This is a genomic window from Bacillus sp. FSL H8-0545, from assembly GCF_038006105.1.
Classification (GTDB): Bacteria; Bacillota; Bacilli; order Bacillales; family Bacillaceae_G; genus Bacillus_A; species Bacillus_A cereus_U.
Genome location: NZ_JBBOUO010000001.1, coordinates 127,304 through 152,541 on the forward strand (window position 1 = coordinate 127,304; position 25,238 = coordinate 152,541).

Here is a 25,238-nt window from a genome sequence, read left to right on the forward strand (position 1 = left end):
CAATGCCAAAAGTTACTGTATATAACCAAACTGGTTCACAGGTTGGTGAAATCGAATTAGCTGAAGCTATTTTCGGTATCGAACCAAATGAAGCTGTACTATTTGAAGCTGTAATGATGCAACGTGCATCTTTACGTCAAGGTACACACAAAGTAAAAACTCGCTCTGAAGTTCGCGGTGGTGGTCGTAAACCATGGCGTCAAAAAGGAACTGGACGTGCTCGTCAAGGTTCTATCCGCTCTCCTCAATGGCGTGGTGGTGGTACGGTATTCGGACCTACACCAAGAAGCTATGCGTACAAACTTCCTAAGAAAGTTCGTCGTTTAGCAATCAAATCTGCATTAGCTACTAAAGTAGTTGAGAACAACATTGTAGTTCTTGAAGACCTAGTGTTAAATGCACCAAAAACAAAAGACATGGTAGCAGTACTTAAAGGATTAACTGTTGAGAAGAAAGCTCTTATCGTAACTGCTGATGCAAACGAATCTGTAGAGTTATCTGCTCGCAATATCCCAGGAGTAACAGTAATCACTGCTGATGGCGTAAACGTGCTAGATGTGCTTCATCATGATAAGCTAATCATGACAAAAGCGGCAGTGGAAAAAGTAGAGGAGGTGCTTGCATAATGAGAGATCCTCGTGATATCATTAAGCGCCCAGTTATCACTGAACGTTCTATGGAAATGATGGCTGAAAAAAAATACACGTTCGACGTGGACGTTAAATCTAATAAAACAGAAGTTAAAGACGCGATAGAAGCGATCTTTGGTGTTAATGTAGACAAAGTAAATATCATGAACTACAAGCCGAAAGCAAAACGCGTTGGTCGTCACGCTGGTTTTACTAGCCGTCGTCGTAAAGCAATCGTTAAGCTAACTGCTGACAGCAAAGAAATCGAAATCTTCCAAGGCGTTTAATTCTTACTAAAGAAGGAGGGAAATTGAGATGGGAATTAAAAAGTATAATCCAACTACTAACGGTCGTCGTAACATGACTACGAATGATTTCGCTGAAATCACGACCGACAGACCGGAAAAGTCTTTACTTGCTCCTTTAAGCAAAAAGGCTGGTCGTAATAACCAAGGTAAAATTACTGTACGTCATCAAGGTGGCGGACATAAGCGTCAATACCGTATCATCGACTTTAAGCGTAACAAAGATGGAATTCCAGGACGCGTTGCTACGATCGAATATGATCCAAACCGCTCTGCGAATATCGCATTAATTAATTACGTTGACGGTGAAAAACGTTACATTCTTGCTCCTAAAACTTTAGAAGTAGGTATGGAAGTTGTGTCTGGCCCTGAAGCTGACATTAAAATCGGTAACGCATTACCATTAATCAACATTCCAGTAGGTACTGTTGTTCATAACATCGAGCTTAAGCCTGGTCGTGGCGGACAATTAGTTCGTTCTGCTGGTACATCTGCTCAAGTACTTGGTAAAGAAGGAAAATACGTACTTGTACGTTTAACTTCTGGTGAAGTACGTTTAGTATTATCTGCTTGTCGCGCTTCAATCGGTCAAGTTGGTAACGAACAACACGAACTTATCAAAATCGGTAAAGCAGGTCGCTCTCGCTGGTTAGGTAAGCGTCCAACAGTTCGTGGTTCTGTAATGAACCCGGTTGATCACCCACACGGTGGTGGTGAAGGTCGCTCTCCAATCGGACGTAAGTCTCCAATGTCTCCATGGGGTAAACCAACTCTTGGATTCAAGACTCGTAAGAAAAACAAAGCGTCTGATAAATTTATCGTTCGTCGTCGTAAAAAATAATGGGATTGTAGTACGGTTCGCTTCAAGAACCGTACGCCAATCACGAAGGGAGGCACCAAAATGGCTCGTAGCTTAAAAAAAGGACCATTTGTCGATGATCACTTAATGAACAAAATGGAAAAATTAGTTGCATCTGAGCAAAAACAAGTTGTTAAAACTTGGTCTCGCCGTTCAACAATCTTCCCTCAGTTCATCGGACATACAATTGCTGTATATGATGGTCGTAAACACGTACCTGTGTACATCACTGAGGATATGGTTGGCCATAAGTTAGGTGAATTCGCACCAACTCGTACGTATAAAGGTCACCTTGCTGACGATAAGAAAACTAGAAGATAATGAGAGGAGGCACTTCAATGCAAGCTAAAGCAGTAGTGAGAACAGTTCGTATTGCTCCTCGTAAGGTTCGTTTAGTAGTAGACTTAATCCGAGGTAAGCAAGTGGGTGAAGCGATTGCTATCCTTAACCACACACCAAAAACTGCTTCTCCAGTTGTAGAAAAAGTTTTAAAATCTGCAATCGCAAATGCAGAGCACAATTATGAGATGGATATTAACAACCTAGTTGTTGAAAAAGTCTTCGTTGACGAAGGTCCAACGTTGAAACGTTTCCGTCCACGTGCAATGGGTCGTGCAAGCCAAATTAACAAACGCACAAGCCACATCACAGTTGTGGTATCAGAAAAGAAGGAGGGATAATCGATGGGTCAGAAGGTTAATCCAATTGGTCTTCGTGTCGGTATTATCCGCGACTGGGAATCTCGTTGGTTCGCTGAGAAAGATTATGCTACGTTATTACATGAAGACATCAAAATCCGTGAGTACATTACTGTACGCTTAAAAGATTCTGCTGTTGCTAAAGTAGAAATCGAACGTGCAGCAAATCGTGTAAATGTTACAATTCACACTGCGAAACCTGGTATGGTAATTGGTAAAGGTGGTACTGAAGTTGAAGCGCTTCGTAAAGCTCTTAACCAATTAACAGGCAAGCGTGTACACATCAACATTTTAGAAGTTAAGAGAGCTGATCTTAACGCTAAATTAGTAGGCGAAAACATCGCTCGTCAACTAGAAAACCGTGTATCATTCCGTCGTGCACAAAAGCAAGTTATTCAACGTGCTATGCGTGCAGGAGCAAAAGGTATTAAAACACAGGTTTCTGGTCGTCTTGGCGGAGCTGATATCGCTCGTGCAGAATCTTACAGTGAAGGAACTGTTCCACTTCATACACTTCGCGCTGATATTGACTATGCAGCAGTTGAAGCTGATACAACATACGGTAAATTAGGCGTAAAAGTATGGATCTACCGTGGAGAAGTCCTTCCTACAAAAAAGAAAGCTTCTGAGGAAGGAGGAAAATAATATGTTAATGCCTAAACGCGTAAAATATCGTAGAGAGCATCGTGGTAAAATGCGTGGTCGTGCAAAAGGTGGAACTGAAATCGCTTTTGGTGAATTCGGTTTACAAGCACTAGCTGCTTCATGGATTACAAACCGTCAAATCGAAGCTGCTCGTCGTGCAATGACTCGTCACATGAAACGTGGCGGTAAAGTATGGATTAAAATTTTCCCTTCTAAACCTTACACTGCAAAACCTCTAGAAGTACGTATGGGTTCCGGTAAAGGGGCACCAGAAGGCTGGGTAGCAGTAGTAAAACCTGGGAAAATTATGTTTGAAATTGCGGGTGTATCTGAAGAGGTAGCACGCGAAGCATTACGTCTTGCAGCTCACAAATTACCAGTGAAATGTAAATTCGTAAAACGTGAAGTAAATGGTGGTGAATCTAATGAAAACTAATGATATTCGTGAATTAACCACTGCCGAAATCGAAACAAAAGTTAAAGCTTTAAAGGAAGAGTTGTTTAATCTTCGCTTCCAACTTGCTACAGGACAATTAGAGAATCCAACTCGCATCCGTGAAGTACGTAAAGCGATTGCTCGTATGAAAACTGTAGTTTGTGAAAGAGAGATCGGAATTAATCGATAAATTGAGGGGAGGTTTGCATAGTGAGCGAACGTAACCAACGCAAAGTTTATACTGGTCGTGTTGTTTCTGACAAAATGGACAAAACGATTACAGTTTTAGTTGAAACTTACAAAACTCATTCCTTGTACGGAAAACGTGTTAAGTATTCTAAAAAGTATAAAGCCCATGATGAGCAAAACCAAGCGAAACTTGGCGATATCGTTAAAATCATGGAAACTCGCCCGCTTTCTGCTACTAAGCGTTTCCGTTTAGTTGAAATCGTTGAAGAAGCGGTTGTTATCTAAATAGACGAATCGGAATTTTTAGTCCGAAGGGAGGTTTCATAACATGATCCAACAAGAATCTCGTTTGAAAGTTGCTGACAACTCTGGTGCCCGCGAACTTTTAACAATTAAAGTATTAGGCGGCTCTGGTCGTAAATATGCTTATATTGGTGATATTATCGTTGCTACGGTAAAACAAGCAACACCAGGTGGCGTTGTTAAAAAAGGTGACGTTGTTAAGGCAGTAGTGGTACGTACGAAGAGCGGAGCTCGTCGTCCGGACGGTTCTTACATTAAATTTGATGAAAACGCAGCGGTTATCATCAAAGACGATAAGAGCCCACGTGGTACTCGTATCTTCGGACCAGTAGCTCGTGAATTACGTGATAGCAACTTCATGAAGATCGTTTCTTTAGCTCCAGAAGTTCTATAATTTAAGGTATTGCCTTGCTAAGGAGGTGCAGAATTAAGATGCATGTAAAAAAAGGTGATAAAGTTCAGGTAATCACTGGTAAAGACAAAGGAAAACAAGGTGTTATCCTTGTGGCTTTCCCAAAGCAAAACCGTGTTATCGTTGAGGGTGTTAACATCGTTAAAAAACACTCTAAGCCATCTCAATTAAATCCACAAGGTGGAATTATTACGAAAGAAGCACCTATTCACGTTTCTAATGTTATGGTATTAGATCCGAAAACAGGCGAACCTACTCGCGTAGGCTTCAAAGTAGAAGATGGTAAAAAAGTGCGTATTGCAAAAAAATCTGGTGAATTATTAGATAAATAATTTTCTTAAGAAAGGAGGTCACTTCATTGAATCGCCTTAAAGAGAAGTTCCAAAAGGAAATTACTCCTGCTCTAATGAGCAAGTTTAACTATAAATCTGTGATGGAAGTACCGAAAATCGAAAAGATCGTAATCAACACTGGTGTTGGTGACGCGGTATCTAACTCAAAAGCTTTAGACAATGCAGTAGAAGAATTAACTCAAATCGCAGGTCAAAAACCTGTTGTAACTCGCGCTAAAAAATCAATCGCTGGTTTCCGTCTTCGTGAAGGTATGCCAATCGGTGCGAAAGTAACTTTACGCGGTCAGCAAATGTATGAGTTCTTCGACAAATTAGTATCAGTTTCTTTACCACGTGTACGTGATTTCCGTGGTGTTTCTAAGAAATCATTTGATGGTCGTGGGAACTACACATTAGGTGTTAAAGAGCAACTAATTTTTCCTGAGATTGATTATGATAAAGTAAGTAAAGTCCGAGGTATGGACATCGTAATCGTTACTACAGCGAAAACTGATGAAGAAGCTCGTGAACTTTTAACACAATTCGGTATGCCATTCCAAAAATAATGGAAGCCAACGCTAAGTAGAGGAGGCGAAAACGTGGCTAAAAAATCTATGATCGCGAAACAAAAGCGTACTCCTAAGTTTAAAGTACAAGAGTATACACGTTGCGAACGCTGCGGTCGTCCGCATTCTGTATACCGCAAATTTAAGCTTTGCCGTATTTGTTTCCGTGAACTTGCATATAAAGGTCAAATTCCTGGTGTTAAAAAAGCTAGTTGGTAAAACCCACAAATGGGAAGGAGGTAAAACACATGGTGATGACAGATCCAATTGCAGACATGCTTACTCGCATCCGTAATGCGAACATGGTACGTCATGAGAAATTAGAGGTTCCTGCTTCTAAAATCAAAAAAGAGATCGCTGATCTTTTAAAACGTGAAGGTTTCATTCGTGATGTAGAATACATCGGGGATAACAAACAAGGTATCCTTCGTATTTTCCTGAAATATGGTGCAAACAATGAACGTGTAATCACTGGATTAAAACGTATCAGTAAACCTGGCTTACGCGTTTACGCAAAAGCTGATGAAGTACCTCGTGTACTTAACGGATTAGGTATCGCTCTTGTTTCTACATCTAAGGGAGTAATGACGGACAAAGATGCTCGTCAATTACAAACTGGTGGAGAAGTAGTAGCATACGTTTGGTAATATATATTTAAAACGAACGGAGGTGTGACCACATGTCTCGTATTGGTAAAAAGATTCTTGAAATCCCTGCAGGTGTTACTATTACAGTTGCAGAAGACAATACTGTAACAGTAAAAGGCCCTAAAGGTGAATTAACTCGTACTTTCAAAACTGATATGTCTATCAAAATTGAAGAAAATACACTAACAGTTGAGCGTCCATCTGAACAGAAGGAACACCGTGCATTACACGGTACAACTCGTGCTTTAATCGGAAACATGGTTGAAGGTGTAACTACAGGTTTTGCACGCGGACTTGAATTAGTCGGTGTTGGTTACCGTGCTCAAAAACAAGGTGATAAACTTGTTTTAAGCGTAGGTTATTCTCATCCAGTAGAAATGACTCCAGAAGCAGGACTTGAAGTTGAAGTACCTGTACCAACTAAAATCGTAATTAAAGGTATCGACAAGCAACGTGTTGGCGAATTTGCTGCTAACATCCGTGCTGTACGTGCTCCTGAACCATATAAAGGTAAAGGTATTCGTTACGAAGGCGAAGTTGTTCGTCGTAAAGAAGGTAAAACTGCTAAGTAAACCCGTTAGGTGAAAGAAAGGAGTGACAAGAATGATCACTAAAGCTGCTAAAAATGCGACTCGTAAGAAAAGACATGCACGTGTACGTGCTAAACTTACTGGTACTGCAGAACGTCCACGTTTAAACGTGTACCGTTCTAACCAACATATTTACGCTCAAGTTATTGATGATGTAAATGGTGTAACATTAGTAAGTGCATCTACTCTTGATAAAGACCTTGCTCTTAACGGTACTAGCAATACTGAAGCTGCTACGAAAGTTGGAGAATCAGTTGCTAAGCGTGCTGTAGAGAAAGGCGTTAAAGAAGTAGTATTTGATCGCGGTGGTTACTTATACCATGGCCGTGTTAAAGCTCTAGCTGAAGCTGCTCGTGAGGCTGGATTACAATTTTAATGGTCAAAGGAGGGAAAATTGATGCAACGCATTGACCCAAGTAAATTAGAACTTGAAGAACGTGTAGTTACGATAAATCGTGTCGCGAAAGTTGTTAAGGGTGGTCGTCGTTTCCGCTTTGCTGCACTAGTTGTAGTTGGCGATAAAAACGGTCATGTTGGATTCGGTACTGGTAAAGCACAAGAGGTACCAGACGCAATCCGTAAAGCTATCGAAGACGCTAAGAAAAACCTAATCGCAGTACCATTAGTTGGTACAACAATTCCACACACAATCAACGGTCATTTTGGAGCTGGTGAAGTATTCTTAAAACCTGCTGCTGAGGGTACTGGTGTTATTGCTGGTGGACCTGTTCGTGCGGTACTAGAATTAGCTGGTGTACAAGATATTCTTTCGAAATCTCTTGGTACTAACACACCAATCAACATGATTCGCGCTACTGTGAACGGATTAAGCGAACTTAAGCGCGCTGAAGATGTTGCAAAATTACGCGGTAAATCTGTAGAAGAGCTACTAGGTTAAGGAGGGAAAACAAATGGCGAAAAAGTTAGAAATTACCCTCACTCGTAGTGTAATTGGTCGTCCACAAGATCAACGTGCGACGGTAGAAGCTTTAGGTCTTAAAAAGTTGAATTCAACTGTAGTTAAGGAAGAAACTCCTGCTATTCTTGGTATGATCAACAAAGTTTCTCACCTTATAACTGTAAAAGAAGCTTAAGGATAACTCATTAATATAAGGAGGTGCCTGGGAATGAAACTTCATGAATTAAAACCTGCAGAAGGTTCTCGTAAAGTACGTAACCGTGTCGGTCGTGGTATCGGTTCTGGTAACGGTAAAACTGCTGGTAGAGGTCATAAAGGACAAAACGCACGTTCTGGCGGCGGTGTTCGTCTTGGCTTCGAAGGTGGTCAAACTCCACTATTCCGTCGTTTACCAAAACGCGGCTTCACAAACATTAACCGTAAAGAGTTTACTATTGTAAACTTATCAACGTTAAATCGTTTTGAAGATGGTACAGAAGTAACACCTGAATTATTGCTGGAAACTGGCGTTATCAGCAAATTAAACGACGGTGTTAAAATTCTTGCAAGCGGAGCAGTAGAGAAAAAATTAACTGTTAAAGCGCACAAGTTCTCTTCAAGTGCTAAAGAAGCAATTGAAGCAGCTGGCGGATCAGTTGAGGTGATCTAATGTTTCGTACAATCTCCAACTTTATGCGCGTTGCTGAGATAAGACGTAAAATATTATTCACTTTAGCGATGTTAGTCGTATTCAGAATTGGCACGTTTATCCCAGTGCCATTTACAAATGGAGACGTACTGAAAGCACAAGATCAATTAAATGCCTTAGGTATCCTAAATACATTTGGCGGTGGCGCCTTGAAGAACTTCTCCATCTTCGCGATGGGAATCATGCCGTATATTACAGCATCCATCATCGTGCAATTATTGCAGATGGATGTTGTTCCTAAATTTTCGGAATGGTCGAAGCAAGGCGAAATGGGCCGTCGTAAACTAACGCAATTCACGCGTTACTTTACAATTGTTCTTGCGTTTATTCAGGGGTTTGGTATGTCAATCGGTTTTAACGGTATGGTAGGTGGGCAATTAATTTTGAATCCAGGTTGGAGCACTTATTTATACATTGCTACGGTACTGACTGCTGGTACTGCATTTTTAATGTGGTTAGGTGAACAGATTACATCTAAAGGTGTAGGTAATGGTATTTCCATTCTTATCTTTGGTGGTATTGCCGCAGCGATCCCAAGTGTTATATCTCAAGTGTATCAACAACAGTTTCAAAATATCGGAGATCAATTGTTCATGAGTATCGTTAAAGTTGCATTGATTTTACTAGCTGTGCTAGCAGTTATTGTTGGTGTTATTTTCATTCAACAGGCTGTTAGAAAGATCCCAATTCAATACGCGAAGCGTGTAACAGGAGGGAATGGGAATCATGCTGGAGCACAAAACACTCATTTACCACTTAAGGTAAATAGTGCGGGTGTTATTCCAGTCATTTTTGCTGTTTCATTCTTAATTACGCCTCCAACTATTGCACAGTTCTTCCCGAAACATGATGTATCGCAGTGGATTATTGCAAACTTTAACTATTCTCACCCAGTGGGAATGATCATATATGTTGCGCTCATTGTGGCCTTCACATACTTCTATGCATTTGTTCAGGTTAATCCAGAGCAAATGTCAGAGAATCTAAACAAGCAAGGTGGATATGTTCCAGGTATTCGTCCGGGTAAGAATACAGAACAATATCTAACAAAAATCTTGTATCGTTTGACCTTTGTGGGATCAATTTTCCTAGCAGCGATTGCAATCTTACCAGTTATCTTTACGAAATTGGGAAATCTTCCTCCATCTGCACAGATTGGCGGAACGAGTATGTTAATCGTTGTCGGCGTTGCTTTAGAAACAATGAAGCAGCTAGAAAGCCAATTAGTAAAACGCCATTACAAAGGGTTTATCAAGCAGTGAGTAAGTGGGAAGAATTATCTTCCCTACATGCTCATGTACTGAGGGGGAACAAGGATGAACTTAATTTTAATGGGGCTTCCTGGTGCTGGTAAAGGTACACAAGCCGAACAGATTGTTGCCAAGTATAACATCCCTCACATCTCAACGGGAGATATGTTCCGTGCAGCTATGAAGGCTGAAACTGAACTTGGTTTACAAGCAAAATCTTTTATTGATAAAGGTGCGCTTGTTCCAGATGAAGTTACAATCGGAATTGTTCGTGAACGTTTAAGTCAAGAAGACTGTATTAAAGGATTCTTATTAGATGGTTTCCCACGAACTGTTGCACAAGCATCAGCTCTTGAAGAGATTATGAAAGATCTTGGCAAAAAAATCGATTATGTTTTAAACATTAATGTGGATTCAGGGTTGTTATTAACACGCCTTACAGGTCGTCGCATTTGTAAAGAGTGCGGTGCGACTTACCACTTAGAATTCAATCCGCCAGCAAAAGCTGATGTGTGCGATAAATGTGGTGGCGAATTATATCAACGCTCTGATGACAACGAGGAAACTGTAGCAAATCGTTTAGATGTAAATATTAAGCAAACAAAACCTTTGCTTGATTTCTACGGGGAGCTTGGTTACTTAGAAAGCATTAATGGTGAGCAAGATATCAATAAAGTATTTGCTGATATCGATGTTCTCATCGGGTGCTTAGCGTAATGATCATCTGCAAAACTCCTCGCGAGATAGAAATCATGCGAGAAGCTGGCAGGATCGTTGCTTTAACTCATCAAGAGTTGAAACAACATATTACTCCAGGAATTACAACGAAAGAGCTCAATCAAATAGCGGAAAAGACGATTCGAAAATATGGTGCTACGCCATCTTTTAAAGGATATAACGGATTTCCGGGGAGCATATGTGCTTCTGTAAATGAAGAGCTTGTACACGGGATTCCAGGGAAGCGTAAGCTCGAAGAGGGCGATATCATCAGTATCGATATTGGTGCGAAATACAATGGGTACCATGGAGATTCTGCATGGACATATCCAGTTGGAAACATTTCTGAATCTGTTCAAAAGTTACTTGATGTCACAGAAAAATCGTTGTATCTTGGTCTAGAACAAGTAAAACCAGGCGAAAGATTATCAAATATCTCACATGCGGTTCAAACCCATGCTGAAGAGAATGGATTCTCGATCGTTAGGGAGTATGTTGGTCACGGAATCGGGCAAGACTTACATGAGGACCCTCAAATCCCGCACTATGGTCCACCAAATAGAGGCCCTAGATTAAAGCCGGGAATGGTCATCTGTGTTGAGCCGATGGTGAATCAAGGAAGACGATATGTAAAAACACTATCTGATGACTGGACAGTGGTAACGGTAGATGGTAAATGGTGTGCCCACTTTGAGCACACGATTGCTCTTACAGAAGCAGGATACGAAATCCTTACCACTTTATAAGTAGCTGGCTCTCCGGGATTTCAGAGCAGTGTAAAATGTTACTGATTTGAAGAAGGGAGAACTATTGAATGGCTAAAGATGATGTAATTGAAGTCGAAGGTACCGTTCTTGAAACGTTGCCAAATGCTATGTTCAAAGTAGAATTAGAGAATGGGCATGTCGTATTGGCTCACGTTTCTGGTAAAATCCGTATGAACTTCATTCGTATTTTACCAGGAGACAAAGTTACGGTAGAATTATCTCCGTACGATTTAAATCGTGGTCGTATTACGTACCGTTTTAAATAATATAGCACTCCGTAATCTTTAAGGAGGTTCGAGACATGAAAGTAAGACCGTCAGTTAAACCAATCTGCGAAAAATGTAAAGTTATTCGTAGACGTGGAAAAGTAATGGTTATTTGTGAAAACCCTAAACATAAACAAAAACAAGGTTAATCAGAAGGAGGTGCATTCAGAATGGCACGTATCGCAGGTGTAGATATTCCTCGTGACAAGCGCGTTGTTATTTCTTTAACTTACGTATTCGGCATTGGTCGCCCAACTGCTGAAAAAATTCTTACAGAAGCTGGTATTTCTTCGGAAGCACGAGTTCGTGATTTATCGGAAGATGAATTAGGACGTATCCGTGATATCATCGATCGTATTAAAGTTGAGGGAGACCTTCGTCGTGAAGTATCTCTTAACATTAAACGTCTAATGGAGATCGGTTCTTACCGTGGTCTTCGTCACCGTCGTGGTTTACCAGTTCGTGGTCAAAACTCTAAAAACAATGCTCGTACACGTAAAGGTCCACGTCGTACAGTAGCAAATAAAAAGAAATAATAAGTAAAGGAGGTTGAACTAACAATGGCACGTAAAACAAACACTCGTAAAAAACGTGTGAAAAAGAATATTGAAGCTGGTATAGCTCATATTCGTTCTACTTTCAACAACACAATCGTAACACTTACAGATACTCACGGTAACGCACTTTCTTGGTCTAGTGCTGGTGCACTTGGTTTCCGTGGATCTCGTAAATCTACTCCATTCGCTGCGCAAATGGCTGCTGAAGCTGCTTCTAAAGTTGCAATGGAGCATGGTTTAAAAACTTTAGAGGTTACTGTTAAAGGTCCTGGTGCTGGTCGTGAAGCTGCAATTCGTGCTCTTCAAGCGGCAGGTCTAGAAGTAACAGCAATTAGAGATGTTACTCCAGTTCCTCATAATGGATGTCGTCCACCAAAACGTCGTCGTGTGTAATTTTTCTGTATAGAATTTTCCCTTTTGTCTATAATGGATATGATGCATTATCGAGAAATTTCGTACAGAAACATCGCTTGTTGTGCACAATCGGGAACTGCCTAAGGGGGACTTTCGGTTAAACAGAGGTTCTTCCTTTGTTTAACCGGGGTTTCGACGTTTTGAAGGAGGGTTTAGTTAATGATTGAAATCGAAAAACCGAAAATCGAAACGGTTGAACTTAACGAAGATGCTAAGTATGGCAAATTCGTGATTGAACCGCTTGAGCGTGGATATGGTACTACTTTGGGTAACTCCTTACGTCGTATTCTTTTATCCTCACTCCCTGGTGCCGCTGTAACTGCTATCCAAATCGATGGCGTTTTACACGAATTTTCAACAGTAGAGGGCGTAGTAGAGGATGTTACTACGATGATCTTAAACTTGAAAAAGTTAGCTCTTAAAATCTACTCTGAAGAAGAGAAGACGTTGGAAATCGATGTACAGGGCGAAGGTATTGTCACAGCTGCTGATATTACTCACGATAGTGATGTTGAAATCTTAAATCCAGATTTACACATTGCAACGTTAGCAAAAAATGCGCATTTCCGCATGCGTTTAACTGCAAAGCGTGGCCGTGGGTATACGCCAGCTGTTGCAAATAAAAGCGAAGATCAACCAATAGGAGTAATTCCTATTGATTCTATTTATACTCCAGTATCACGTGTGACTTACCAAGTGGAAAAGACACGTGTCGGACAAGTGGCTAATTATGATAAGCTTACGCTTGATGTATGGACGGATGGAAGCATCGGGCCAAAAGAAGCTATCTCTTTAGGTGCCAAAATCTTAACTGAGCATTTAAATATCTTTGTTGGTTTAACTGACGAAGCACAAAATGCTGAGATTATGGTCGAGAAGGAAGAAGATCAAAAAGAAAAAGTTCTTGAGATGACTATCGAAGAACTAGATCTTTCTGTTCGTTCTTATAATTGCCTAAAACGTGCAGGAATTAATACTGTACAAGAGCTTGCGAACAAAACAGAAGAAGATATGATGAAAGTTCGTAACTTAGGACGTAAATCCCTAGAAGAAGTTAAACATAAACTTGAGGAATTAGGTTTAGGTTTACGTAAAGACGACTGAGGATTTAAACCCATCAACAAAGGAGGGAACTACGAATGGCATACAGAAAATTAGGCCGTACAAGTGCGCAACGTAAAGCTATGTTACGTGATTTAGCTACTGATTTAATTATCAACGAGCGCATCCAAACGACAGAAACTCGTGCAAAAGAACTTCGTTCTGTAGTGGAAAAAATGATCACTTTAGGTAAACGCGGAGATCTTCATGCTCGTCGTCAAGCAGCAGCTTTCATCCGTAATGAGGTTGCTAACGCTGAGACTGGTCAAGATGCACTTCAAAAATTATTCGCTGATGTAGCTCCACGCTATGCTGAGCGCCAAGGCGGATACACTCGTATTGCAAAAATTGGTCCACGTCGCGGAGACGCAGCACCAATGGTAATTATCGAGTTAGTATAATGATGATTAAAAGGGCAGGACAGTTCTTTTCAAGTAACTGGTCATGGCCCTTTTTTTTTAAGTATAAAAAAATAGGCTAACTTGGCGGAAGAAAGGGTGCCTTGTATTGAAAAAAGAGAAACTTCGGACAGAAAATATATCATTTCAATATCCTGGGGCAGCCTCTTATGCATTAAAAGATGTTTCGTTTTCCTTATATGAAGGAGAATGGGTATCTGTTATTGGACAAAATGGTTCAGGGAAGTCTACACTTGCAAAATTATTGAATGGCTTATTTTTACCGGAATCAGGGACAATTACTTTAAATGATACAATGATTTTATCAGAGGAAACAGTATGGGATGTTCGAAAGCAAATTGGGATGGTATTTCAAAATCCAGATAATCAATTTGTTGGAACGACAGTACAAGATGACGTTGTATTCGGCCTAGAGAACATCGGAATGCCAAGGGAGCAGATGATAGAAAGACTAGAACAAGCTCTGCAACTTGTCCGTATGGAAGATTTTTTAAATGAAGAACCCCATTCGTTATCTGGTGGACAAAAGCAGCGAGTCGCAATAGCAGGTGTTCTAGCACTTCAGCCATCTATTTTAATACTAGATGAAGCAACTTCAATGTTAGATCCTCAGGGGAGACGTGAAGTAGTAGAAACGGTCAGACAACTTGTTAATCAAAAGGGTATTACGGTGTTATCGATTACGCACGATTTAGAAGAAGCGGCACAGTCAGACCGTATTATTATTTTGAACAAGGGAGAAATATTAGAGGAAGGTACTCCAGAGAAAATTTTCAAATCCTCTCATATGCTCCAAGAGATTGGATTAGATGTACCTTTTTCGGTGAAAATAGCAGAATTATTAAAAAGAAATGAAATTCACTTGCAAAATACGCATCTTACAATGGAAAGCTTGGTGAACGAACTTTGGAGATTACATTCCAAAAAGTAGAACATCGTTATCAATATAAAACTCCATTTGAAAGACGCGCACTTTATGATGTAGACGTGTCGTTTCCAAGTGGGGGCTATTATGCCATTATCGGTCATACTGGTTCAGGTAAGTCGACGATGATTCAACATTTAAATGGTTTATTGCAGCCGACAAATGGTACGGTTCAAATTGGTGAACATTTAATTTCAGCAGGGAAGAAAGAGAAGAAACTTAAGCCGCTACGAAAAAAAGTAGGGGTTGTCTTTCAGTTTCCAGAACATCAACTATTTGAAGAAACAGTTGAAAAGGACATTTGTTTTGGGCCTACTAATTTTGGTGTATCTGAAGAAGAGGCGAAACAAAAGGCGAAAGATGCAATCCAGCTTGTTGGATTGGACATAGAGTTATTAGCACGTTCTCCGTTTGAATTAAGCGGTGGGCAAATGAGGCGTGTTGCAATCGCAGGTGTACTTGCGATGGAACCCGAAGTGCTTGTATTAGATGAACCTACAGCAGGGCTTGATCCGAAAGGACAGCACGAGCTCATGGAGATGTTTTACAATTTGCATAAGGAGCAGGGGCTTACAGTCATTCTTGTTACCCATAATATGGAGGATGCCGCTAAGTATGCAGATCAAATAGTGGTCATGCATAAAGGAACGGTCTTTTTGCAAGGAAGAGCAGAGGAAGTATTTTCACATGCTGATGAATTAGAACAAATCGGTGTGGATCTTCCAATGTCTTTAAAGTATAAACGTGCAATTGAAGAGAAGTTTGGTATTTCAATTTCGAAGGCTACCTTATCTTTAGAGGATCTTACTCATGAAGTTTTGCAGGTGTTACGAAAAGGTGGTCATGAATCATGCAGCAGTTGATTATTGGGAGATACATTCCAGGTCAGTCACTCATTCATCAACTTGATCCTCGTACGAAGCTGTTGATTGTCTTTTTATATGTATTTGTTGTTTTCTTAGCAAATAATGCGATTTCATATGGATTTTTATTTTTATATGCACTCATTGCTTTATTTTTTGCAAAAGTGCCGATTCGTTATGTACTTTCGGGCTTAAAACCAATTTTATGGATTTTTCTTTTTACATTTTTCCTGCATATTTTTACAAATAAAGAAGGGGAAGTACTATTCCAGCTTGGTTGGTTTTCGATACATGAAAAAGGATTAGAGCAAGGGATCTACATTTCTATACGATTTTTCGTTATTATTTTAATGACGACATTATTAACGTTAACAACGACACCAATTGAGATTACAGATGGTTTAGAGACGTTATTAAAGCCGTTGAAGCGTATGAAAGTTCCTGTTCATGAAATCGCATTAATGATGTCAATTTCTCTTCGATTTATCCCCACATTAATGGATGAAACGAGTAAAATTATGAAAGCGCAGGCGTCACGTGGTATTGATTTTGCTGGAGGACCGATAAAAGATAGGATGAAAGCTATTATCTCACTACTCGTTCCACTATTTATCAGTGCTTTTAAGCGTGCAGAGGACTTAGCGATTGCGATGGAATCTCGTGGATATAAAAGTGGCGAAGGACGTACTAAATTTAGGCAACTACGCTGGAAAATAAGTGATACAGTAACAATTGTAAGCTTACTTTGTTTAGCTTGTATTTTGGCATGGGTGCGGTCGTAATGGAGAATAGAGAAATGGAAAGAATAAAATGTACAGTTGCATATGATGGCATTCATTTTTGTGGTTACCAAATTCAACCACAGCATCGTACTGTTCAACAAGAAATAGAGAAAGCATTGCAGAAGTTGCATAAAGGAGAACTTGTTCGTGTGCAGGCATCAGGCAGAACGGATTCTACCGTTCACGCCAAAGGACAAGTGATACACTTTGATACACCTTTGTCTCTTGAAGAGTGGCAATGGAGTAATGCTTTAAATACAATGTTGCCGGATGATATTATTATCAGGCAGGTAGAGAAAAAAACAGAAGAATTTCATGCACGTTACGGTGTCGAGAAAAAAGAATATCGCTATCGTGTATTATTATCAAAGACTGCGGATGTATTCCGTAGAAATTACGTATATCAATATCCATATCCGCTCGAAATAAACTCTATAAGAAAAGCGATTCCTTATTTTATTGGAACGCATGACTTTACTTCTTTTTGTTCGGCAAAAACTGACAAAAAAGATAAAGTGCGAACAATTTATGAAATCGAATTAATTGAGCAAGACGATGAATTAATTTTTCGCTTTGTAGGTAATGGATTTTTATATAATATGGTCAGAATTATTGTTGGTACGTTACTTAGCGTAGGCCAAGGAAAGCTTGATCCTGATAGTATTCCAGAGATTTTAGCGAAACAAAATCGCCAGTTTGCTGGAAAGATGGCTCCAGGTCATGGACTTTACTTATGGCAGGTAAACTATAACAACTAATCCTGGTGTAACATTTGCTTGACATTAGAAACTCAAAAGTATATCATAACATATGGTATTGTTTCTAAAACCACGATTAGCCCCGGAAGGAAATCGTGTTTAAGATAAACAATAGATTTTTTCTATGGAAAAGATAACGAGGAGGGAAACACATGCGTACGACTTTTATGGCAAAAGCTAACGAAGTTGAGCGTAAATGGTATGTGGTTGATGCTGAAGGTCAAACTTTAGGTCGCCTATCTACTGAAGTAGCATCCATTTTACGTGGTAAACACAAACCTACATTTACACCACACGTTGACACGGGTGATCATGTAATTATTATTAACGCTGAGAAAATTCATTTAACAGGTAATAAATTAAACGATAAAATTTACTACCGTCACACTAACCACCCAGGTGGACTTAAGCAAAGAACAGCTCTAGAAATGCGTACAAACTACCCTGTACAAATGTTAGAGCTTGCAATTAAAGGCATGCTTCCAAAAGGACGTTTAGGACGTCAAGTGTCTAAGAAATTAAACGTGTATGCTGGAGCAGAGCATCCACACCAAGCACAACAACCAGAAGTTTACGAACTTCGCGGATAATTAATTAAAGGAGGGCTTACTTTGGCACAGGTTCAATACTATGGCACTGGACGTCGTAAGAGTTCAGTAGCGCGCGTACGCCTAGTTCCAGGCGAAGGACGCGTTATTATTAACGGTCGTGATTTTGAAAACTATATCCCATTTGCTGCATTACGTGAAGTAGTGAAACAACCTCTAGTTGCAACAGAAACTTTAGGTAACTACAATGTACTTGTAAACGTAAATGGTGGTGGATACACTGGTCAAGCTGGTGCTATTCGTCACGGTATTTCTCGCGCTTTATTAAAAGCTGATCCAGAATACCGTCTAACATTAAAACGTGCAGGTCTATTAACTCGTGACGCACGTATGAAAGAGCGTAAAAAATACGGTCTTAAAGGCGCACGTCGTGCACCTCAGTTCTCAAAACGTTAATTTTTGTGAACTTCAAACCCCAACCATTTTGGTTGGGGTTTTTTTATGTTTAATTCTTCTTTTGTAATTTTTGTAGCTTGGAATATTTTAGTGCTACCGTCCTGCGTATGCTTCTTCTTTAGAAGCTTAGACTAATACGTATTAGGGAGGTTTATAAGTACTATGAATGTCATTGTCAGCTTACAAGAAAAACAAAAAGAAAAGCAGTTAAAATACGAGCGGAAGATGCTGCGAGAATTATCATTAAAAACATTGCGTTCAAATATTCGTGATGCCTTTCAGATGCAAGAACTTCATCGTCAGTATGAAGATTATTGTATTGAACTAGGGATAGAATCTTATTTATTAGGAGCGAGATACAGTAAATTTGGTTATCATGGTGAATCATTCTTTGATGTGAAATATAGGGCTTTAGAAGAAGAACAACAATTAACTGAAACGTTATTTCAATTTTTAACGAGTATGACTATACGTGAAATTAAGTTGCAAGACGAGGAATTGCTTTTTGAATCTTGCCAGCAGTTTATCGGCTTGTGGTGGCAGGAAGGGTATGAAAAAGGCGAAAGAAGATATCGATTAAAGCTACACTAAGACAAGCATAAACTTTCCTCTTGTCCCATATAAGTAATTAGAGGGACTAGCTGGAGGAGGAAAGGTATGAAGAGAATTCGAATTATCTCTTTTGCGCTCGCTGCGGTTGTTTTGTTTTTTTTAGTTAAACAAGAATTTCAAATTACAAAATCGTGGCGAGCTTGGAATTTACCCTTATCAGGGAAAGTGATTGTACTAGATGCTGGGCATGGTGGTCCAGACGGAGGGGCTGTTGGTGGAAAGGATATTGTAGAAAAAGATATTACGCTTGAGATTACAAAAAAGGTACAAGATTATTTACAAGAACAAGGTGCTTTAGTCATTTTAACGCGTGAAGGAGATTATGATTTAGCTAATAAAGATACAAAGTCATATAGTAGACGTAAAGCAGAGGATTTAAAAAAGCGTGTGGAGATCATTAATAAGCCTGATGTAGACTTTTTTGCGAGTATTCATTTAAATGCCCTAACTAGTAGTGGATCTAGGGGCGCACAAACGTTCTATTATCGTTCTTCGATTGAAAATGAACGGGCTGCGAAATTTATACAAGCTGAATTGAGAACAAGCTTAGAAAATACGAATCGTTCTGCTAAAACAATTCCTCACGTGTATTTATTGAAGTATGCCAAAAAACCAGGTGCTTTAATTGAGGCTGGCTTTTTATCGAATGTGAATGAAAGATATATGTTAAATTCGGAGAAATACCAGCAAAAAGTAGCGGCTGCAATATATCGTGGTATATTACGTTATTTTACGGAAAAAGGAAATCCTCCAGAATAAGGAGGATTTTTCGAGTTTCTCTCGTTAACGAAGTTTTCCGAAAATATGTTATACTGGAAATGTAAACGCATTTATTTCAAAAATAAAGAGAGATAAATTTAATTAACATTACGTTATTTTTCATACAGGGGGCTGGGCTAATTATGGTAACAAAAGAGCAGGTAGTGGAAGCATTGGAAGGGATTGTAGATCCGTTTATACATAAAACGTTAAAAGAAACAAATGCAATTAAAGAGGTAACAGTCAAGCCTGAGAAGGAACATGTAAGTGTTAAAATTGCAATTGTAAAGACAGGTACAGCGGAACAAATGCAGTTGCAGTCTGGAATTGTAAAGTTAGTAAAAGAACTTGGAGCAACAACAGTTGGACTTCGTTTTGCAGAATTTACAGAAGAGGAATTAGCTCAGTTTGCACCAACGCAAGAGGAAGAGAAAAGTGAATCCTTATTATCACCGAACTCAAATACAACATTTTTAGCAGTAGCAAGTGGAAAAGGTGGAGTAGGGAAATCGACTGTTTCAGTTAACCTTGCAATTGCTTTAGCTCGTTTAGGAAAAAAGGTTGGTATCATTGATGCGGATATTTATGGTTTTAGTGTACCGGATATGATGGGTATAGAAAAACGCCCAATCGTAAGAGGTGATAAGATAATACCAGTGGAGCGTCTAGGTGTGAAAGTAATCTCAATGGGATTCTTTGTAGAAGATAACGCACCTGTTATTTGGAGAGGACCGATGCTTGGGAAAATGTTAAATCACTTTTTCACAGAAGTAGAATGGGGTGATTTAGATTACTTAGTATTGGATCTACCACCAGGTACGGGTGATGTTGCTTTAGATGTGCATTCGATGTTGCCGGCTTGTAAAGAGATTATTGTAACAACGCCGCATCCAACAGCGGCATTTGTAGCAGCGCGCGCTGGAGCCATGGCTTTACGTACAGAACATAGTATTCTTGGTGTTGTTGAAAATATGGCGTATTTTGAAAGTAAAGCAACTGGTGAAAAAGAGTATGTGTTTGGAAGAGGTGGAGGAGATAAACTAGCTACGGAACTCCAAACGGATGTACTTGGCCGAATTCCACTTCAACAACCTGATTGGAATAAAGAGGACTTTGCGCCGTCAGTATATGAAGATACACATACAACGGGTCTTATTTATCGTACGATAGCTGAGACAGTTATTGATAAAACAGCTGTTACACAAAAATAAAGTAGTAATGAGTGGACAATATATACATTGTCCGCTCATTACTATAATTTTTATTGTTGTTCTTTGTTCCCATCTTGAGAACCGCCTTCACCACCTGCGCCTTTCTTATCAGACCCACCTTTTTCGGCTTTTTGTACACCTTTACTAATAATGTCAATCATCTTAGCTTGGAAGAGTGGACTTTCGGCAGTTTCGGTTAGTACTTGCTGTAAATATTGACGATATTCTTTACTCTTCATTGTTTGTAACATAATTTTCTCTACTTCAGGATTTTTCATAATCTCTATAACACCTGATTGGTATTCAGGATCTTTTAGTAAAGTTTTCATTAAGTTCGTTTGTTCTTTTCCCATACTTTTAGCAAATTTCGATGAGAACTCAGGGTCTTTAAAGAGCTTTTCCCAGAATTGTTGCCCTTTTTCAGATACCATCGCATCTTCAATCGTTTTCTTTACTACTGTTTCATCTAGTATGAGGGCTTGTTTCATTTTTTCATCAGTTAATACATCTTGGATCGCCTTTTTTCCTTGGTCGGTTTTTAAAATATCAACAATCATTTTTTTTGTTTGATCATAATCAAGTTCGGATTTTGCTTCTTTTTCTTGTGCACATGCCACTAGTGCTATAAATAGAAAAGAAGAAATCAAAACGAGCAGCATCCGTTTCATAAGTTGGAGCTCCTTTCAGCAAAGTTCTCTTTTTTTAATATAAATCTCTTTAAGGAATTTATACATTAACATGGCTAGCTTTTTGAAATTGTCATTGATACAATTCAATTAGAAATATAAGAATAATGGGGGATGTGTTGTGAATAGCCGCAAGTGGGTACGACTATTTTTTACGACGTTGTTTCTTGGTGGGATTAGCACAGTCTTTATTGGTTTTGTTTTAGAGTGGGACAAGTACGTTAAATTTTTTCAAAATTTTGACGGAAAGGAGATTCTAGCAGTTTCTTTTTGGTTGATGGGCGTAGGATTTATTTTTAGTGTTATAAGTCAAATGGGGTTCTTTGCATATTTAACGATTCATCGTTTTGGGTTAGGGATGTTTCGGTCATCTTCTTTATGGAATGCAGTGCAACTGTTCTTTATTGCGTTCGTATTGTTTGATTTCGTTTATTTAAGGTCAGTACTTATTGCAAATGGGGAAGTTTCGTTAGGGAATAACATACTTGTTGCTGGGATGTTATTTGTGTTTGGGGCAATTGTCGCTTACATAAAGAGTAAAGAAACGAATAAAAAAGCATTTGTTCCCGCTTTGTTCTTTATGGTTGTTGTAACAATTCTTGAATGGGTACCAGCGCTCCGGATTAATGATACAGATTGGTTATATTTAATGGTGATACCACTTCTATTATGTAATGCATATCAGTTACTTGTATTGCATCGTTTAATTGGACAAAAGAGTAAGTCAGTTTAATGAGAAGAGAATGGGTTTTTAATTAACCAGATTCTTATCGTCTGTAAACACTAGGATAAAAAAAGCTCTGCTATCTTAACGAAAGATAGCAGAGCTTTTTATGTGTGAAGAACCGTGTGGAAAGGAATTACTTAATATCTTCGCTTTTTGTACTTGTGTTGGAAATAAGTTGTGATACAGATGTTTGTTCATATCCGTCGCTCTTTAATTTTTGTAAGAGTAATGGTAAAGCCTTATTTGTTTGAAGGGCAGAATCAGAAGCATGTAATAAGACAATATCTCCACCCTTTAAATTGCTAGAGACGGTGGAAACGATTTTATTTACGCCGGGATTTTTCCAGTCATTTGAATTGTTACTCCAATGAACGATGGTGTATCCGAGTGATTCCGCTATTTTAAGAGTCGTTTTGTTAAAGTCGCCACTAGGTGGACGTAATAGCTTGACTTGTTTTACGCCAAGTTTTGTAAAAACATCTTGTGCCCGTAAAAGATCTCGTCGTATTTCATTTGCTTCTAGTGAAGTGTAGGACGTGTAATTATAACCCATACTACCAATCTCATGTCCATCTTTCATGATGCGTTCGACAATATCAGGGTGTCTTTCAGCCCATGCAGCAGAGAGAAAGAAGGTTGCATTCTTAATTTCTCTTTCTTTGAGTGTATTAAGGATTGGAATAGCTTTTTGGTCTCCCCAACTAATGTCAAACGTGAATGCAACTTGTTTTTTTGCAGTGTCCCCTTTGTAAATCACTTTAGGGCCGGTAGCAGTTGAAAAAGCAGATTCATGTGAATATGTTTTTAAAAAGAGTAGCCATGCTGTAAATAAGGAAAGTACGACTATTAAGCTAATGTGTTTAAATGTCCTTTTACTCGTAATAAAAAAGAAAAACATAATATTACGCCCCTTTGTCCAATCCTTTTCAGTTACATATATGCTTTAAATTTAAAAAAGAGAACAAGGGATTAACATCGTAAGTGGTGGATATAATGAGTGATAGAATTTTGTTTTTTGATGATACATTATTGAAAATTGAAAATGAGTGCGGTGTTTATCGGTACACGTAAGGAGTTATTGGGGTGATAATTTGCTTGGGATTATGTTGACGAAGGAAGAGAAAAAAGAAATGGAATACATACTGAAGAGAGAACTAGAGGAACTTTTATTTGATTTTGAAGATGAGCGTATACATAGCATTGTAAAAAAGGCGATGGAAGAAAGGTATAAAATCATTTTTTGTTTATTTCGGAGAGTTGCTAATAGGGAAGAATGTATTCGTTATGTAAGAAAAAGAATTTTTTATTAAAAAGTATTGACGTTAAGAGTAAGTATATGATAAATTAATAAACGTCGCTGATGCAGAAACGCAGAAAACGACAAAAAAGAAATTGAAAAACTTAGTTGACATCGAAAAATGAAGATGTTAACATAAGGAAGTCGCAAATGAGCGACCGAGTAGTTCTTTGAAAACTGAACGAAACAAACAACGTGAACGTCAATTTTTATTTTTAGATGCTAGACAAACTAACTTTATTGGAGAGTTTGATCCTGGCTCAGGATGAACGCTGGCGGCGTGCCTAATACATGCAAGTCGAGCGAATGGATTAAGAGCTTGCTCTTATGAAGTTAGCGGCGGACGGGTGAGTAACACGTGGGTAACCTACCCATAAGACTGGGATAACTCCGGGAAACCGGGGCTAATACCGGATAATATTTTGAACTGCATAGTTCGAAATTGAAAGGCGGCTTCGGCTGTCACTTATGGATGGACCCGCGTCGCATTAGCTAGTTGGTGAGGTAACGGCTCACCAAGGCAACGATGCGTAGCCGACCTGAGAGGGTGATCGGCCACACTGGGACTGAGACACGGCCCAGACTCCTACGGGAGGCAGCAGTAGGGAATCTTCCGCAATGGACGAAAGTCTGACGGAGCAACGCCGCGTGAGTGATGAAGGCTTTCGGGTCGTAAAACTCTGTTGTTAGGGAAGAACAAGTGCTAGTTGAATAAGCTGGCACCTTGACGGTACCTAACCAGAAAGCCACGGCTAACTACGTGCCAGCAGCCGCGGTAATACGTAGGTGGCAAGCGTTATCCGGAATTATTGGGCGTAAAGCGCGCGCAGGTGGTTTCTTAAGTCTGATGTGAAAGCCCACGGCTCAACCGTGGAGGGTCATTGGAAACTGGGAGACTTGAGTGCAGAAGAGGAAAGTGGAATTCCATGTGTAGCGGTGAAATGCGTAGAGATATGGAGGAACACCAGTGGCGAAGGCGACTTTCTGGTCTGTAACTGACACTGAGGCGCGAAAGCGTGGGGAGCAAACAGGATTAGATACCCTGGTAGTCCACGCCGTAAACGATGAGTGCTAAGTGTTAGAGGGTTTCCGCCCTTTAGTGCTGAAGTTAACGCATTAAGCACTCCGCCTGGGGAGTACGGCCGCAAGGCTGAAACTCAAAGGAATTGACGGGGGCCCGCACAAGCGGTGGAGCATGTGGTTTAATTCGAAGCAACGCGAAGAACCTTACCAGGTCTTGACATCCTCTGAAAACTCTAGAGATAGAGCTTCTCCTTCGGGAGCAGAGTGACAGGTGGTGCATGGTTGTCGTCAGCTCGTGTCGTGAGATGTTGGGTTAAGTCCCGCAACGAGCGCAACCCTTGATCTTAGTTGCCATCATTAAGTTGGGCACTCTAAGGTGACTGCCGGTGACAAACCGGAGGAAGGTGGGGATGACGTCAAATCATCATGCCCCTTATGACCTGGGCTACACACGTGCTACAATGGACGGTACAAAGAGCTGCAAGACCGCGAGGTGGAGCTAATCTCATAAAACCGTTCTCAGTTCGGATTGTAGGCTGCAACTCGCCTACATGAAGCTGGAATCGCTAGTAATCGCGGATCAGCATGCCGCGGTGAATACGTTCCCGGGCCTTGTACACACCGCCCGTCACACCACGAGAGTTTGTAACACCCGAAGTCGGTGGGGTAACCTTTATGGAGCCAGCCGCCTAAGGTGGGACAGATGATTGGGGTGAAGTCGTAACAAGGTAGCCGTATCGGAAGGTGCGGCTGGATCACCTCCTTTCTATGGAGAATTGATGAACGCAGTTCATCAATAAACGTTGACTTGTTTTGTTTCGTTCAGTTTTGAGAGAACTATCTCTCAAGTTTAAATGTATGTTCTTTGAAAACTAGATAACA

The 25,238-nt window shown here is 39.8% G+C and carries 41 protein-coding genes and 1 rRNA gene; 40 read left to right on the forward strand and 2 right to left on the reverse strand.

Features of this window, described 5'->3' with window-relative positions; all coding sequences use genetic code 11:
* The first annotated feature begins 2 nt into the window (after positions 1–2).
* From rplD to MHI07_RS00855, 37 genes are all read left to right on the forward strand, one after another.
* Positions 3–626, forward strand: coding sequence for a 50S ribosomal protein L4 (gene rplD, locus MHI07_RS00675; protein WP_001127261.1), 624 nt, complete (start codon positions 3–5; stop codon positions 624–626).
* Positions 626–916, forward strand: a complete 291-nt coding sequence (gene rplW, locus MHI07_RS00680) for a 50S ribosomal protein L23 (protein ID WP_001205557.1) — start codon at positions 626–628, stop codon at positions 914–916. The genes rplD and rplW overlap by 1 nt, the downstream gene beginning before the upstream one ends.
* Positions 917–944: 28 nt before the next feature.
* Entirely contained in the window at positions 945–1,775 is an 831-nt protein-coding gene (gene rplB, locus MHI07_RS00685; protein WP_002159604.1) for a 50S ribosomal protein L2, read from the forward strand.
* A gap of 60 nt (positions 1,776–1,835) precedes the next feature.
* Positions 1,836–2,114 (forward strand): 30S ribosomal protein S19, encoded by a 279-nt coding sequence (rpsS, locus tag MHI07_RS00690; RefSeq protein WP_000124452.1) that lies wholly within the window; start codon positions 1,836–1,838, stop codon positions 2,112–2,114.
* 17 nt (positions 2,115–2,131) lie between these two features.
* Positions 2,132–2,473 carry a 50S ribosomal protein L22 gene (rplV, locus tag MHI07_RS00695; protein ID WP_002009773.1) on the forward strand — a complete coding sequence of 114 codons (342 nt, stop codon included), beginning with the start codon at positions 2,132–2,134 and terminating at the stop codon, positions 2,471–2,473.
* Positions 2,474–2,476: 3 nt separating this feature from the next.
* The gene (gene rpsC / locus MHI07_RS00700; protein WP_002009771.1) at positions 2,477–3,136 is read left to right on the forward strand and encodes a 30S ribosomal protein S3; all 660 of its coding nucleotides are present in this window, start codon (positions 2,477–2,479) and stop codon (positions 3,134–3,136) included.
* A 1-nt stretch (position 3,137) separates the two neighbouring features.
* On the forward strand, positions 3,138–3,572 hold the full coding sequence (rplP, locus tag MHI07_RS00705) for a 50S ribosomal protein L16 (RefSeq protein ID WP_002159603.1): 435 nt from the start codon (positions 3,138–3,140) through the stop codon (positions 3,570–3,572).
* The gene (rpmC, locus tag MHI07_RS00710; RefSeq protein WP_002091523.1) at positions 3,562–3,762 is read left to right on the forward strand and encodes a 50S ribosomal protein L29; all 201 of its coding nucleotides are present in this window, start codon (positions 3,562–3,564) and stop codon (positions 3,760–3,762) included. The genes rplP and rpmC overlap by 11 nt, the downstream gene beginning before the upstream one ends.
* A gap of 20 nt (positions 3,763–3,782) precedes the next feature.
* Entirely contained in the window at positions 3,783–4,046 is a 264-nt protein-coding gene (gene rpsQ, locus MHI07_RS00715) for a 30S ribosomal protein S17 (protein ID WP_002091526.1), read from the forward strand.
* A 43-nt stretch (positions 4,047–4,089) separates the two neighbouring features.
* Positions 4,090–4,458 carry a 50S ribosomal protein L14 gene (gene rplN / locus MHI07_RS00720; RefSeq protein WP_002063420.1) on the forward strand — a complete coding sequence of 123 codons (369 nt, stop codon included), beginning with the start codon at positions 4,090–4,092 and terminating at the stop codon, positions 4,456–4,458.
* A gap of 38 nt (positions 4,459–4,496) precedes the next feature.
* A complete protein-coding gene (gene rplX / locus MHI07_RS00725; protein ID WP_000558201.1) occupies positions 4,497–4,808 on the forward strand; it encodes a 50S ribosomal protein L24 in 312 nt (103 codons plus the stop codon).
* A 26-nt stretch (positions 4,809–4,834) separates the two neighbouring features.
* The gene (gene rplE, locus MHI07_RS00730) at positions 4,835–5,374 is read left to right on the forward strand and encodes a 50S ribosomal protein L5 (protein ID WP_002091528.1); all 540 of its coding nucleotides are present in this window, start codon (positions 4,835–4,837) and stop codon (positions 5,372–5,374) included.
* Between the two features lie 33 nt (positions 5,375–5,407).
* The gene (rpsN, locus tag MHI07_RS00735; RefSeq protein ID WP_001085700.1) at positions 5,408–5,593 is read left to right on the forward strand and encodes a 30S ribosomal protein S14; all 186 of its coding nucleotides are present in this window, start codon (positions 5,408–5,410) and stop codon (positions 5,591–5,593) included.
* Between the two features lie 29 nt (positions 5,594–5,622).
* Entirely contained in the window at positions 5,623–6,021 is a 399-nt protein-coding gene (gene rpsH, locus MHI07_RS00740) for a 30S ribosomal protein S8 (protein ID WP_002091529.1), read from the forward strand.
* A gap of 32 nt (positions 6,022–6,053) precedes the next feature.
* Positions 6,054–6,593, forward strand: coding sequence for a 50S ribosomal protein L6 (gene rplF / locus MHI07_RS00745; RefSeq protein WP_002063425.1), 540 nt, complete (start codon positions 6,054–6,056; stop codon positions 6,591–6,593).
* Positions 6,594–6,624: 31 nt separating this feature from the next.
* Complete coding sequence (gene rplR, locus MHI07_RS00750; protein ID WP_002009761.1) at positions 6,625–6,987, forward strand: 50S ribosomal protein L18; 363 nt, start codon at positions 6,625–6,627, stop codon at positions 6,985–6,987.
* Positions 6,988–7,008: 21 nt separating this feature from the next.
* The gene (gene rpsE / locus MHI07_RS00755) at positions 7,009–7,509 is read left to right on the forward strand and encodes a 30S ribosomal protein S5 (RefSeq protein WP_002063426.1); all 501 of its coding nucleotides are present in this window, start codon (positions 7,009–7,011) and stop codon (positions 7,507–7,509) included.
* 13 nt (positions 7,510–7,522) lie between these two features.
* On the forward strand, positions 7,523–7,705 hold the full coding sequence (gene rpmD, locus MHI07_RS00760; protein WP_001085231.1) for a 50S ribosomal protein L30: 183 nt from the start codon (positions 7,523–7,525) through the stop codon (positions 7,703–7,705).
* A 33-nt stretch (positions 7,706–7,738) separates the two neighbouring features.
* On the forward strand, positions 7,739–8,179 hold the full coding sequence (rplO, locus tag MHI07_RS00765; protein WP_002009754.1) for a 50S ribosomal protein L15: 441 nt from the start codon (positions 7,739–7,741) through the stop codon (positions 8,177–8,179).
* Positions 8,179–9,480, forward strand: a complete 1,302-nt coding sequence (secY, locus tag MHI07_RS00770; RefSeq protein ID WP_002091534.1) for a preprotein translocase subunit SecY — start codon at positions 8,179–8,181, stop codon at positions 9,478–9,480. Before rplO ends, secY begins: the two co-directional genes overlap by 1 nt.
* A 54-nt stretch (positions 9,481–9,534) precedes the next feature.
* On the forward strand, positions 9,535–10,185 hold the full coding sequence (locus MHI07_RS00775; protein WP_002091536.1) for an adenylate kinase: 651 nt from the start codon (positions 9,535–9,537) through the stop codon (positions 10,183–10,185).
* Positions 10,185–10,931 (forward strand): type I methionyl aminopeptidase, encoded by a 747-nt coding sequence (map, locus tag MHI07_RS00780; protein ID WP_002091537.1) that lies wholly within the window; start codon positions 10,185–10,187, stop codon positions 10,929–10,931. Before MHI07_RS00775 ends, map begins: the two co-directional genes overlap by 1 nt.
* Before the next feature lie 68 nt (positions 10,932–10,999).
* On the forward strand, positions 11,000–11,218 hold the full coding sequence (gene infA, locus MHI07_RS00785) for a translation initiation factor IF-1 (RefSeq protein ID WP_001029884.1): 219 nt from the start codon (positions 11,000–11,002) through the stop codon (positions 11,216–11,218).
* 35 nt (positions 11,219–11,253) lie between these two features.
* Positions 11,254–11,367 (forward strand): 50S ribosomal protein L36, encoded by a 114-nt coding sequence (gene rpmJ / locus MHI07_RS00790; RefSeq protein ID WP_000868344.1) that lies wholly within the window; start codon positions 11,254–11,256, stop codon positions 11,365–11,367.
* A gap of 21 nt (positions 11,368–11,388) precedes the next feature.
* Positions 11,389–11,754, forward strand: a complete 366-nt coding sequence (gene rpsM, locus MHI07_RS00795; protein ID WP_002159602.1) for a 30S ribosomal protein S13 — start codon at positions 11,389–11,391, stop codon at positions 11,752–11,754.
* Positions 11,755–11,778: 24 nt separating this feature from the next.
* Positions 11,779–12,168 (forward strand): 30S ribosomal protein S11, encoded by a 390-nt coding sequence (gene rpsK / locus MHI07_RS00800; RefSeq protein WP_002009745.1) that lies wholly within the window; start codon positions 11,779–11,781, stop codon positions 12,166–12,168.
* Between the two features lie 180 nt (positions 12,169–12,348).
* Positions 12,349–13,293 carry a DNA-directed RNA polymerase subunit alpha gene (locus MHI07_RS00805; RefSeq protein WP_002091540.1) on the forward strand — a complete coding sequence of 315 codons (945 nt, stop codon included), beginning with the start codon at positions 12,349–12,351 and terminating at the stop codon, positions 13,291–13,293.
* Between the two features lie 35 nt (positions 13,294–13,328).
* Positions 13,329–13,691 carry a 50S ribosomal protein L17 gene (gene rplQ / locus MHI07_RS00810; RefSeq protein ID WP_000331490.1) on the forward strand — a complete coding sequence of 121 codons (363 nt, stop codon included), beginning with the start codon at positions 13,329–13,331 and terminating at the stop codon, positions 13,689–13,691.
* 106 nt (positions 13,692–13,797) lie between these two features.
* The gene (locus MHI07_RS00815; protein WP_002091544.1) at positions 13,798–14,640 is read left to right on the forward strand and encodes an energy-coupling factor ABC transporter ATP-binding protein; all 843 of its coding nucleotides are present in this window, start codon (positions 13,798–13,800) and stop codon (positions 14,638–14,640) included.
* A complete protein-coding gene (locus MHI07_RS00820) occupies positions 14,616–15,497 on the forward strand; it encodes an energy-coupling factor ABC transporter ATP-binding protein (protein ID WP_340821446.1) in 882 nt (293 codons plus the stop codon). Before MHI07_RS00815 ends, MHI07_RS00820 begins: the two co-directional genes overlap by 25 nt.
* A complete protein-coding gene (locus MHI07_RS00825; RefSeq protein WP_002091546.1) occupies positions 15,485–16,279 on the forward strand; it encodes an energy-coupling factor transporter transmembrane component T family protein in 795 nt (264 codons plus the stop codon). The genes MHI07_RS00820 and MHI07_RS00825 overlap by 13 nt, the downstream gene beginning before the upstream one ends.
* Before the next feature lie 14 nt (positions 16,280–16,293).
* Positions 16,294–17,037 carry a tRNA pseudouridine(38-40) synthase TruA gene (gene truA, locus MHI07_RS00830; protein ID WP_002124694.1) on the forward strand — a complete coding sequence of 248 codons (744 nt, stop codon included), beginning with the start codon at positions 16,294–16,296 and terminating at the stop codon, positions 17,035–17,037.
* A gap of 152 nt (positions 17,038–17,189) precedes the next feature.
* Entirely contained in the window at positions 17,190–17,627 is a 438-nt protein-coding gene (gene rplM, locus MHI07_RS00835; protein ID WP_002029337.1) for a 50S ribosomal protein L13, read from the forward strand.
* Positions 17,628–17,648: 21 nt separating this feature from the next.
* Positions 17,649–18,041: a 30S ribosomal protein S9 gene (gene rpsI, locus MHI07_RS00840; protein ID WP_002009728.1), complete on the forward strand. Its 393-nt coding sequence runs from the start codon at positions 17,649–17,651 to the stop codon at positions 18,039–18,041.
* A 162-nt stretch (positions 18,042–18,203) separates the two neighbouring features.
* Positions 18,204–18,632 carry a DUF2521 family protein gene (locus MHI07_RS00845; RefSeq protein ID WP_002113330.1) on the forward strand — a complete coding sequence of 143 codons (429 nt, stop codon included), beginning with the start codon at positions 18,204–18,206 and terminating at the stop codon, positions 18,630–18,632.
* A 66-nt stretch (positions 18,633–18,698) separates the two neighbouring features.
* The gene (gene cwlD, locus MHI07_RS00850) at positions 18,699–19,412 is read left to right on the forward strand and encodes an N-acetylmuramoyl-L-alanine amidase CwlD (protein ID WP_078174991.1); all 714 of its coding nucleotides are present in this window, start codon (positions 18,699–18,701) and stop codon (positions 19,410–19,412) included.
* Between the two features lie 143 nt (positions 19,413–19,555).
* Positions 19,556–20,623, forward strand: coding sequence for an Mrp/NBP35 family ATP-binding protein (locus tag MHI07_RS00855; RefSeq protein WP_002159599.1), 1,068 nt, complete (start codon positions 19,556–19,558; stop codon positions 20,621–20,623).
* A gap of 50 nt (positions 20,624–20,673) precedes the next feature.
* Here MHI07_RS00855 and gerD read toward each other — a convergent pair whose 3' ends face one another.
* Positions 20,674–21,291, reverse strand: coding sequence for a spore germination protein GerD (gerD, locus tag MHI07_RS00860; protein ID WP_078180865.1), 618 nt, complete (start codon positions 21,289–21,291; stop codon positions 20,674–20,676).
* Positions 21,292–21,430: 139 nt separating this feature from the next.
* Here gerD and kbaA point away from each other — a divergent pair, with 139 nt between their 5' ends.
* A complete protein-coding gene (gene kbaA / locus MHI07_RS00865) occupies positions 21,431–22,042 on the forward strand; it encodes a KinB signaling pathway activation protein KbaA (RefSeq protein ID WP_016103304.1) in 612 nt (203 codons plus the stop codon).
* A gap of 127 nt (positions 22,043–22,169) precedes the next feature.
* On the opposite strand, the gene pdaB is transcribed toward kbaA, so the two are convergent.
* Positions 22,170–22,934, reverse strand: a complete 765-nt coding sequence (pdaB, locus tag MHI07_RS00870; RefSeq protein WP_002063440.1) for a polysaccharide deacetylase family sporulation protein PdaB — start codon at positions 22,932–22,934, stop codon at positions 22,170–22,172.
* A gap of 193 nt (positions 22,935–23,127) precedes the next feature.
* Between pdaB and MHI07_RS00875 the strand changes: the two genes are divergently transcribed.
* Together MHI07_RS00875 and MHI07_RS00880 are read left to right on the forward strand one after the other, a co-directional pair.
* Positions 23,128–23,346, forward strand: a complete 219-nt coding sequence (locus MHI07_RS00875) for a hypothetical protein (RefSeq protein ID WP_033710542.1) — start codon at positions 23,128–23,130, stop codon at positions 23,344–23,346.
* Positions 23,347–23,570: 224 nt separating this feature from the next.
* Positions 23,571–25,122, forward strand: a 16S ribosomal RNA gene (locus MHI07_RS00880).
* The last annotated feature ends 116 nt before the right edge of the window (positions 25,123–25,238 follow it).

What these genes read in the sequence shown, in the direction of transcription:
- rplD (WP_001127261.1), top strand. Translation starts at nt 3, where the DNA reads ATGCCAAAAGTTACTGTATATAACCAAACTGGTTCACAGGTTGGTGAA.
- rplW (WP_001205557.1), top strand. Translation starts at nt 626, where the DNA reads ATGAGAGATCCTCGTGATATCATTAAGCGCCCAGTTATCACTGAACGT.
- rplB (WP_002159604.1), top strand. Translation starts at nt 945, where the DNA reads ATGGGAATTAAAAAGTATAATCCAACTACTAACGGTCGTCGTAACATG.
- rpsS (WP_000124452.1), top strand. Translation starts at nt 1,836, where the DNA reads ATGGCTCGTAGCTTAAAAAAAGGACCATTTGTCGATGATCACTTAATG.
- rplV (WP_002009773.1), top strand. Translation starts at nt 2,132, where the DNA reads ATGCAAGCTAAAGCAGTAGTGAGAACAGTTCGTATTGCTCCTCGTAAG.
- rpsC (WP_002009771.1), top strand. Translation starts at nt 2,477, where the DNA reads ATGGGTCAGAAGGTTAATCCAATTGGTCTTCGTGTCGGTATTATCCGC.
- rplP (WP_002159603.1), top strand. Translation starts at nt 3,138, where the DNA reads ATGTTAATGCCTAAACGCGTAAAATATCGTAGAGAGCATCGTGGTAAA.
- rpmC (WP_002091523.1), top strand. Translation starts at nt 3,562, where the DNA reads ATGAAAACTAATGATATTCGTGAATTAACCACTGCCGAAATCGAAACA.
- rplN (WP_002063420.1), top strand. Translation starts at nt 4,090, where the DNA reads ATGATCCAACAAGAATCTCGTTTGAAAGTTGCTGACAACTCTGGTGCC.
- rplX (WP_000558201.1), top strand. Translation starts at nt 4,497, where the DNA reads ATGCATGTAAAAAAAGGTGATAAAGTTCAGGTAATCACTGGTAAAGAC.
- rpsH (WP_002091529.1), top strand. Translation starts at nt 5,623, where the DNA reads ATGGTGATGACAGATCCAATTGCAGACATGCTTACTCGCATCCGTAAT.
- rplF (WP_002063425.1), top strand. Translation starts at nt 6,054, where the DNA reads ATGTCTCGTATTGGTAAAAAGATTCTTGAAATCCCTGCAGGTGTTACT.
- rplR (WP_002009761.1), top strand. Translation starts at nt 6,625, where the DNA reads ATGATCACTAAAGCTGCTAAAAATGCGACTCGTAAGAAAAGACATGCA.
- rpsE (WP_002063426.1), top strand. Translation starts at nt 7,009, where the DNA reads ATGCAACGCATTGACCCAAGTAAATTAGAACTTGAAGAACGTGTAGTT.
- rpmD (WP_001085231.1), top strand. Translation starts at nt 7,523, where the DNA reads ATGGCGAAAAAGTTAGAAATTACCCTCACTCGTAGTGTAATTGGTCGT.
- rplO (WP_002009754.1), top strand. Translation starts at nt 7,739, where the DNA reads ATGAAACTTCATGAATTAAAACCTGCAGAAGGTTCTCGTAAAGTACGT.
- secY (WP_002091534.1), top strand. Translation starts at nt 8,179, where the DNA reads ATGTTTCGTACAATCTCCAACTTTATGCGCGTTGCTGAGATAAGACGT.
- MHI07_RS00775 (WP_002091536.1), top strand. Translation starts at nt 9,535, where the DNA reads ATGAACTTAATTTTAATGGGGCTTCCTGGTGCTGGTAAAGGTACACAA.
- map (WP_002091537.1), top strand. Translation starts at nt 10,185, where the DNA reads ATGATCATCTGCAAAACTCCTCGCGAGATAGAAATCATGCGAGAAGCT.
- infA (WP_001029884.1), top strand. Translation starts at nt 11,000, where the DNA reads ATGGCTAAAGATGATGTAATTGAAGTCGAAGGTACCGTTCTTGAAACG.
- rpmJ (WP_000868344.1), top strand. Translation starts at nt 11,254, where the DNA reads ATGAAAGTAAGACCGTCAGTTAAACCAATCTGCGAAAAATGTAAAGTT.
- rpsM (WP_002159602.1), top strand. Translation starts at nt 11,389, where the DNA reads ATGGCACGTATCGCAGGTGTAGATATTCCTCGTGACAAGCGCGTTGTT.
- rpsK (WP_002009745.1), top strand. Translation starts at nt 11,779, where the DNA reads ATGGCACGTAAAACAAACACTCGTAAAAAACGTGTGAAAAAGAATATT.
- MHI07_RS00805 (WP_002091540.1), top strand. Translation starts at nt 12,349, where the DNA reads ATGATTGAAATCGAAAAACCGAAAATCGAAACGGTTGAACTTAACGAA.
- rplQ (WP_000331490.1), top strand. Translation starts at nt 13,329, where the DNA reads ATGGCATACAGAAAATTAGGCCGTACAAGTGCGCAACGTAAAGCTATG.
- MHI07_RS00825 (WP_002091546.1), top strand. Translation starts at nt 15,485, where the DNA reads ATGCAGCAGTTGATTATTGGGAGATACATTCCAGGTCAGTCACTCATT.
- truA (WP_002124694.1), top strand. Translation starts at nt 16,294, where the DNA reads ATGGAAAGAATAAAATGTACAGTTGCATATGATGGCATTCATTTTTGT.
- rplM (WP_002029337.1), top strand. Translation starts at nt 17,190, where the DNA reads ATGCGTACGACTTTTATGGCAAAAGCTAACGAAGTTGAGCGTAAATGG.
- MHI07_RS00845 (WP_002113330.1), top strand. Translation starts at nt 18,204, where the DNA reads ATGAATGTCATTGTCAGCTTACAAGAAAAACAAAAAGAAAAGCAGTTA.
- cwlD (WP_078174991.1), top strand. Translation starts at nt 18,699, where the DNA reads ATGAAGAGAATTCGAATTATCTCTTTTGCGCTCGCTGCGGTTGTTTTG.
- MHI07_RS00855 (WP_002159599.1), top strand. Translation starts at nt 19,556, where the DNA reads ATGGTAACAAAAGAGCAGGTAGTGGAAGCATTGGAAGGGATTGTAGAT.
- gerD (WP_078180865.1), bottom strand. Translation starts at nt 21,291, where the DNA reads ATGAAACGGATGCTGCTCGTTTTGATTTCTTCTTTTCTATTTATAGCA.
- pdaB (WP_002063440.1), bottom strand. Translation starts at nt 22,934, where the DNA reads ATGTTTTTCTTTTTTATTACGAGTAAAAGGACATTTAAACACATTAGC.